Below are 7,964 nucleotides of genomic sequence, written 5' to 3'. Positions count from 1 at the left end.
CCCTTTCAGGAAGCTTGGAGCATCTGGTTTTTTGCGACCACCGCGTCCAGACCGTTGAGGCCGTCCGCTGCGGTGACACCCCTCTAGGCGGGGTGCGCAGGACCGTCAAATGCTTTTTTACAGTTCCGCGTCACTTTTTTGGGTTTCCAGACCAAAGACGCCCTCCGTGCCTCCTAGCGTGGGTGGAGACGGGCCAACGCGATGCCGGCAAGGTTTTGCACTGTCAGCGCCGCGCAGCAGCACACGGATAACGCGCCCCTTAGACCCTTAGAAAAGTGAAACCGATCGCTGGCCCAGAAGAATCCCGGTGCCGGCCAGCTTCCCAAGCCGCTGGCTGCGGTTACGCGGTCCAAAAACGAGCAAAGCCGGCGCACGCTTGGTAGCGGCGCCGGCTTGAATGCCCTCGAGTGGGATCCACCATAAACCCTGCCCGAGAATTTAGGGTCGGGTCTGGTCGATACCGGATTACTTGCGGAGCGTGAGACCGCCACCGAAACGCTTGTTGAAGCGCGCGACCTGGCCGCCGGTGTCGAGCATCGTGCCGCGGCCGCCGGTCCATGCCGGATGCGCGAGCGGATCGATCTCGAGCGTCATCACATCGCCTTCCTTACCCCAGGTGGTGCGGGTCTGGTACTTGCTGCCATCCGTCATCTGGACGGTGATCATGTGATAATCGGGGTGCGTATCGGGCTTCATGAGTCTTCTCCGGTAGGTGGCTGGTTCCGACCAGCCTGAAAAGGAAGGCGCGCCCGTACACGGACGCGCCCGATTTTACAACAATGCGTGCTCAGAGGCTCGCCTCAGGCTTTCGGCGGGTCGGCCGGCGGGTCGGCGATCATCGCCGTGAAGTTTGCCTCGGCCACCAACTGCCCGTCGACCAGCGCGCGGCCGGCGAACTTGCAGACCGAGCTGCGCTTCTGGACGAAATTCACCTCGAGTTTCAGCAACACGCCCGGCTCGACCGGCTTGCGGAACTTCGCCCCGTCGATCGCCATGAAATAGACGAGCTTGCCCGAGCCCGCGAGACCCAGCGACTCGACCGCGAGGATCCCCGCGGCCTGTGCCATCGCCTCGACGATCAGCACGCCCGGCATGATCGGGCGCCCAGGGAAATGCCCCTGGAAGAACTGTTCGTTCATCGACACCGCCTTGATCGCGGTGATCGAGGTGTCGAGGATCAGATCCTCGACACGATCGACCAGCAGCATCGGGTAGCGATGCGGCAACGCGGCCATGACGCGCCCGATATCGAGCGGGCCCATGCCTTTTTCACCCATGCCTTTTTCAGCAGTATCGTTCACGGTCTCGGTCATCAATGTGGCTTAGCGACCCTGCGGCGCGCGCGTCGCGGCAGGCGCACGCGCGGCAGCAGCCGGTGCGGCACCCTGCTGCTGCTGGCCACCCTGGTTCGGCTGCCAGTTCGCGGGCACGGCGGTGCTGACCGACGGCACGAGGCGATCGAGCTCGGTGGTGATCGCGGCGGTGATGTCGGCGGTCGGCTGGGCGAACAGCGCGGCCTCCGGACGCAGCAACAGGCTGACGTTCTTTGCGCGAACGGCAGCGGTCACGGCGTCGCTGAGCTTCGCCTGGATCTGCTCGATCGCATATTGCTGCGCGCGCTGGGCGGGCTGGGTCAGGCGAGCGAGTTCCTGGTTGGCGGCGTTTTCACGCGCCTGGATTGCCTGGGCCTGCGGACGCAACGTGGCTTCGGTCGCGCCGGGTGCGCGCTGGGCGGTCTGGAACGCGGTGACGAGCGGCTGAAGCTCACGCGCCACGGCCTGGCGGCGGGTCTCGGCCTGGTCGAGCTGGGCCTTGTAGGTGGTCTCGATCTGGGCGCGTGCAGCGTTCCAGGCCTTCGAGTTGGCGATCGCGCCCTGCGCATCGGCGACGGCGATACCCGAAACCTGCGCATCGGCAGCGGTTGCGGTCATGGCAGCCGGCGCAACGAGCGCTGCGGCGAGGAGAAGCGTCTTGAACGTCGTCATCAGAACTGTGTCCCTACGTTGAAAGTAATGAGCTTGGGGTCGTCACCCTTCTGGGTGAGCAAGGCCTTGGCGAGATCGATCCGGAGCGGGCCAAACGGCGAGTTCCAGTTGACGCCGACACCGATCGACAGACGCGGCTTGGCCGAGTTGCCGAGGAAGCTTTCGACGAAAGGCGTCTGTTCGGTCAAGGCACGCGGATTGGCGGCTGTGCCGATACACGCGCCCGTCGCATCCGGAGAACCGACCGCGCAGGTCGTGTTGGCCGTGACCGCCGCACCGGTCGTGTCGGTCGTCGTGTAGGTATAGAGCGCCGCGCCCGCGGAGTTGACCGACGGCGTGAAGGTCGACCCGACATATTCCTTGCCCGTGGTCGGATCGATCAGGGTCGGGAACGTCGCCGACGGCAGCGGCTTGGTGATGCCGAAGAGGCTGCCGACCTGCGCGTAGATCGATGGCCGCAAGCCCAGCTCACGAGCGCCCGAGCCCAGCGGAATCTCGATTTCCGCACGCGCCAGGTAATAGGCACGCCCACCGAGCGCATCGTCCTGGATCGAATTGCGGTCGGTCGCGAGAACCTGGGTCGGCGTTCCGTTGCTGTAGGCGGCGCGCAGAATGCGCGGCCCGACGCCGCGGATATCGAAGCCGCGGAACTGCGGTTCGCCCAGATAGAAACGATCGGTGATCCGGACCGCGTCCGAGCCTTCCCTAACCGCCTTCTGCAGCGGATGGATATAGCCGCCTTCGGCGATGATCGACCCGATGAACCCGCTGCCCAGGTTCTGATACTTGGAGCCTTCGAAACGGGTCCGGATGTACTTCACGTCGCCACCGAGGCCGGCAAAGTCCTGGCTGAACGAGAAGCGCGAACCGGCAGTCGGACGCAGGCGGCTGTTGAGATTGTCGCGGCTGAGCGAATAGCCGACCGACGACGTCCAGCGGTTACCGATCGCGTCGCAAAGATACCGTCCCGCGACGAGCGTGTTGCACGACCCGTCGGCGTTCAGATACTGCGAATCTAGCGTCACCTCGTCATACGACAAGCCGTAGCGTGCCGACAGCGACCAGAACTCGGTCAGCGGCACGCCGGTACGGAGCTGGAACCCGGTCGAAACCTGCGAATAGTTGGTCTGGCGATCGTTGCCGATATAGTTGAACGAGTTGTAGTCGCGACGGAAGATGTCGCCACCAAGCGCGATGTTCTTGTCGAACAGGTAAGGCTCGGTGAAGCCCAATTCGATCGACTTCGAATAGCTCGAATAGTTCACGCCGGCGCGCAGTTCCTGGCCCTTGCCGCGGAAGTTGCGCTGCGTGATGTTCGCCTGGACGATGAAGCGCTCGAGGCTCGAATAGCCTGCCGACAGCTGAAGCTCGCCGGTCGACTTCTCTTCGAGATTGGTCTCCAGGATCACGCGGTCGGGCGCCGACCCGGGCAGCTGCTTGATCTCCATCTTGTCCTGGAAATAGCCCAGCGAGTTGATGCGATCCTGCGAACGCTTCACCTGGAAGCTGTTGAACGCGTCGCCCTCGGCGAGACGGATCTCGCGCCGCACGACCTTGTCCTGCGTCTGCGTGTTCCCGTTGATCTCGATCCGCTCGACATAGGTCCGCTTGGCTTCTGCGATGTTGAAATTAATCCCCATCGTCAGCGTTTCGGCGTCCTTGGCGAACTCCGGATTCACCTCGGTGAACGCGTACCCGAAGAGCCCTGCGGTCTGGCTCAGGTTATCGACCGAATCCTCGACCAGCTTGGCGTTGTACCAGTCCCCCTTCTTGAGCGGCAGCGTGGCGGCGAGCTTGGTGTTGTCGAAGTCGCGGATCTGGCTGTCGACGGTGACGTCGCCGAACTTGTAGCGCTTGCCCTCCTCCACCACGTACGTGATGATGAAGTCCTTCTTGTCCGGCGTCAGCTCGGCAACGGCCGAGGTCACGCGGAAATCGGCATAGCCCTGCGTCAGGTAGAACTGGCGCAGCTTCTGCTGATCGTAGGACAGGCGATCCTGATCGTAGCTAGTCGCCGACGAAAGGAGGCGGAACAGGCGGGCCTGCTTGGTCGCCATCTGGCCGCGGATCTGGTCGTCCGAGAACACCTCGTTGCCGAGGATGTTGATCTGGCGGACCTTCGATTTCGGCCCCTCGCTGACGACGAAAACGACATCGACGCGGTTCTGGTCGAGATTGACCATCTTCGGATCGATGACGGCGCCGAAGCGGCCCTGGCGGCGATACAGCTCGATGATCCGGCCGATGTCCTGGCGGACCGCGGTGCGCGTGAAGATCTGGCGCGGCGCGAGCTTGATCTCCTTGGTGATCTTGTCGGTCTTGAGCGCCTTGTTGCCCTCGATGATCACGCGATTGATGATCGGGTTCTCGCGCACGCGGAGGACGATGTTGCCGTCCTCGACGCCGGCGATCGAATAGTCCGCGAACAGGTCGCTCGCCTGCAAATCCTTCAGCGCCTGGTCGAGCGTCTCCGCGGTGTACGGGATGCCGACGCGCAGCTTGGTGTAGGACAGCACCGTCTCGGCCTCGATGCGCTGCGATCCCTCGACACGCAAAGTCTTTATCGTTCGCACGGATACCGGCGCGGCGACGGGCGTTACACCCACTACCGGAGCAGCCGTCGCCGGCGTCTGCCGGCCCGACGAAGGGCTTGGCGCAGGAGCCGCCCCCGGAGTCGCGGAGCCAGCCGGCACGGTCTGTGCCAGCGCGGGAACGCCCGACAGGATCGTTCCTGCAAGCAGCAGGGCGCCCTTGCGCGCGAAATCGTAACCGTTGATCGCTGTCACCAAACCCACCTTAAAAACGTGCACATACAAGGCGCGCCCGCCCTGCCCTATCGTGGTCAGCCGATCAAGCCGGCCAGATTCTTCCACAGCCCGAAATTGCCGAGATCGTTGAAGGTCACCAGCAGCATCAACGCGAGGATCGCCGCGAGGCCGCCGCGGAACGCCCATTCCTGCACCTGCGGCTCGACCGGGCGCCTGCGCACCGCTTCGATCGCATAGAAGAACAGGTGACCGCCATCCAGCATCGGCACTGGCAGCAGGTTGATGAACCCCAGATTGATCGAGACCAGGGCGATCAGGAACACATAGGCGTCGAGCCCGAGCGACATCTGCTCGCCCGACACCTTGGCGATGCTGAGCGGTCCGCCGAGTTCCTTGACCGAACGGCGCCCGGTGATGACCTGCCCCAGCGTCTCGACCATCATCGACACGATCTGGCCGGTGCGCTTCACCGCGACGACCGGTGCCTCGATCAGGCTGACGGGAACGATCACCGGCTTCGAGCCGGCGATGCCGAGGCGCCCGATCTTATATTCGTTGCCGAAACGGTCGCGCTGCAATTCGGTACCGATCACGAGATCGCGCGATACCGTCTGGCCGCCCCGCACCGCGTCGATGCGCGTGCTCTCGCCGGCGCGGATGCGGGCGAAGCGGGCGAGATCGTCGAACGTCTCGACTGACCGTCCGCCGATGGCAGTGATCCGGTCGCCCACCTGCAGTCCAGCAGCCGCGGCCGGACTGCCGGGCATTGTGCCGCCGACGACCGGTGGCATGCGGATGTCGCCATACGCGAACGCGAACCCGGCGAGGATCAGGATCGCGACGACGAAATTGACGATCGGGCCGGCGGCGACGACGATCGCGCGCTGCCAGACCGGCTTCGACTGGAAGGTGCGCTGGCGTTCCTCGGCGGGCAGCGACAGCCATTCGGCCGAGGGCTGGCTTGCCGGGTTCATGTCACCGGCGAACTTCACATAGCCACCGAGGGGGAGCCAGCCGAACTTCCAGCGGGTCCCGCGCTTGTCGGTAAAGCCTGCGATCTCGCGACCGAAGCCGACCGCGAAAGCATCCGCCTTGATCCCGAAATAGCGTCCGGCGAGGTAATGGCCCATCTCGTGCACGAACACGAGCGGTCCGATCACCAGGACGAACGACAATATCGTCAGCAGGATACCGGGTGTTTCGATCAAACCGCGCAATCCTTCACACGTACACCCGCTAATACCCGCGCCTCGGCGTCGATCGCCAATACGGCATCGACGCTGTCCGGCGCGGCCGGGTCGTAACAGGATAACGTATGTTCGACGATTGCGGCAATTTCGAGGAAACAAATGCGGCGCTTGAGGAAGGCCTCGACCGCGACCTCGTTGGCGGCGTTGAGAATCGCCGGCCGCGCGCCGCCCGCGTCCAATGCCTCGCGCGCGAGTCGCAGCGCCGGGAAGCGCACCGGATCGGGCGCCTCGAACTCGAGTCGGCCGATCGCGACCAGGTCGAGCGGTGCCATCGGCGTCGCCATCCGGTCCGGCCAGGCGAGCGTATGTGCGATTGGCGTGCGCATGTCGGGGGGGCCGAGCTGCGCCAATACCGACCCATCGACATAATCGACGAGGCTGTGGACCACCGATTGCGGATGGATGACGATCTCGATCCGGTCGTGCGGAATCGGGAACAGCCGCGCAGCCTCGATCAGTTCGAGGCCCTTGTTCATGCAGGTCGCCGAATCGATCGAGATCTTCGCGCCCATCGACCAGTTGGGATGCTTGACCGCCTGTTCGAGCGTCACGCCACGCATCTGCTCGGTCGTCCAGTCGCGGAACGGCCCGCCGCTGCACGTCAGGATGATGCGGCGAACACCCTCGGGGCGGCTCGCGTCGAAGCACTGGAAGATCGCGTTGTGCTCGGAATCAGCGGGGAGCAGCGTCGCACCGGTCCGCCTGGCCGCGGCGAGGATGACGTCGCCGGCGGAGACCAGCGGCTCCTTGTTGGCGATCACGACGGTCCCGCCCTGCTCGATCGCCGCCATCACCGGCTTCAGGCCTGCACAGCCGACGATCGCGCCCATCGTCCAGTCCGCTCCCGATGACGCCGCCTCGGCGATAGCTTCAGAGCCACCGCCCGCGCGGATGCCCGTGCCGGCCAGCGCCTCACGGAGTTCGGGCAGGCACCCCTCGTCCGCCACCACGGCAAACTCTGCGTTGGTCCGGATTGCGGCCGCGGCGAGCTTCGCCACGTCGCAATTCGCGGTCAGCGCGACGACGCGGAAGCGGTCGGGCTCACGCTCGATCAGGTCGAGCGTCGAGGTGCCGACCGAGCCGGTCGCCCCCAAAATCGTGACGCTCTTCATGCGTAGAAATGCGGCAGCAGGACGAGGAACGCGGCGACCGGCGCGACCGGGACCAGTCCGTCGAGGCGATCCATCACGCCGCCATGCCCCGGCAGAATGTTGCCACTGTCCTTCACGCCCGCCACTCTCTTCAACCAACTCTCGTAAAGATCGCCCATCTGCGCGAGCACGGCGAGCACCGGCGTCGCCAGCGTCATCCGCATCGGCAGGCCGTATTGCGTGTGCAGCACCGCCGCGACCGCGCTCGCCAGCACGACGCCGCCGATCAGCCCCGACCAAGTCTTGTTCGGGCTGATCACCGGTGCGAGCTTGGGCCCGCCCAGCGTCCGCCCGGTGAAGAACGCGCCGATATCGCACGCCCACACCAGCGACAGCGCCCACAGGGTATAGAGAATGCCCTCGTCCTGCCGCCGGATGATCATCAGCGCGAGCACGGGGAGGCCGCAATAGACGATGCCGAGCGCGAGCTTGGGTTTGCGCGTCGTGATGACGACGAAGAACGCCGCGCCCGCGAGCAGCCCCAGCGTGAAGAAATCATGGATGACGAGGATCAGCGACGCCGGTGCCATCAGCGCGAGCGGCACCGACAGCGCGAACTGAGTCATCCGCTTGGTCTTGGCGTCGGCGCCCTGGAGCATCGACCATTCCGCCATCATGAACAGCGCCGCGAGGATGCCCAGCAACCAGAACGCGATCCCGCCGAGCGTCAGCGCAATGCTGGCGACGACGATCATGCCGACGCTGGCGATCATCCGTAGCTTGAGATTGGACGGTGTGCGGAGCGCCTGGTCGGGCGCCTTCGCGGGGTCTGGCAGGGTCGTCACGAAGCCATCCCATTATAAAAGCAGC

At 64.8% G+C, this 7,964-nt stretch carries 7 protein-coding genes; all 7 read right to left on the bottom strand.

Going from position 1 to position 7,964, the window contains the following annotated elements; all coding sequences use genetic code 11:
- Positions 1-465: 465 nt before the first annotated feature.
- Positions 466-696: a 50S ribosomal protein L31 gene (gene rpmE / locus NLI89_RS15940; protein WP_128455553.1), complete on the bottom strand. Its 231-nt coding sequence runs from the start codon at positions 694-696 to the stop codon at positions 466-468.
- Between the two features lie 104 nt (positions 697-800).
- Positions 801-1,262, bottom strand: a complete 462-nt coding sequence (gene fabZ, locus NLI89_RS15935; RefSeq protein WP_254687928.1) for a 3-hydroxyacyl-ACP dehydratase FabZ — start codon at positions 1,260-1,262, stop codon at positions 801-803.
- A gap of 60 nt (positions 1,263-1,322) precedes the next feature.
- Positions 1,323-1,985 carry an OmpH family outer membrane protein gene (locus NLI89_RS15930; protein WP_254687922.1) on the bottom strand — a complete coding sequence of 221 codons (663 nt, stop codon included), beginning with the start codon at positions 1,983-1,985 and terminating at the stop codon, positions 1,323-1,325.
- On the bottom strand, positions 1,985-4,774 hold the full coding sequence (gene bamA, locus NLI89_RS15925) for an outer membrane protein assembly factor BamA (RefSeq protein ID WP_254687927.1): 2,790 nt from the start codon (positions 4,772-4,774) through the stop codon (positions 1,985-1,987). Before bamA ends, NLI89_RS15930 begins: the two co-directional genes overlap by 1 nt.
- A gap of 53 nt (positions 4,775-4,827) precedes the next feature.
- The gene (rseP, locus tag NLI89_RS15920; RefSeq protein WP_254687921.1) at positions 4,828-5,961 is read right to left on the bottom strand and encodes an RIP metalloprotease RseP; all 1,134 of its coding nucleotides are present in this window, start codon (positions 5,959-5,961) and stop codon (positions 4,828-4,830) included.
- The gene (locus tag NLI89_RS15915; protein WP_254687920.1) at positions 5,958-7,115 is read right to left on the bottom strand and encodes a 1-deoxy-D-xylulose-5-phosphate reductoisomerase; all 1,158 of its coding nucleotides are present in this window, start codon (positions 7,113-7,115) and stop codon (positions 5,958-5,960) included. Before NLI89_RS15915 ends, rseP begins: the two co-directional genes overlap by 4 nt.
- The gene (locus NLI89_RS15910) at positions 7,112-7,867 is read right to left on the bottom strand and encodes a phosphatidate cytidylyltransferase (RefSeq protein ID WP_254687926.1); all 756 of its coding nucleotides are present in this window, start codon (positions 7,865-7,867) and stop codon (positions 7,112-7,114) included. Before NLI89_RS15910 ends, NLI89_RS15915 begins: the two co-directional genes overlap by 4 nt.
- Positions 7,868-7,964: the final 97 nt, after the last annotated feature.

It is taken from the genome of Sphingomonas faeni, assembly GCF_024273235.1.
Classification (GTDB): Bacteria; Pseudomonadota; Alphaproteobacteria; order Sphingomonadales; family Sphingomonadaceae; genus Sphingomonas; species Sphingomonas faeni_A.
The sequence above is the reverse complement of the archived record's forward strand: the minus strand, read 5'-3'. Positions and strand labels throughout refer to the sequence as shown.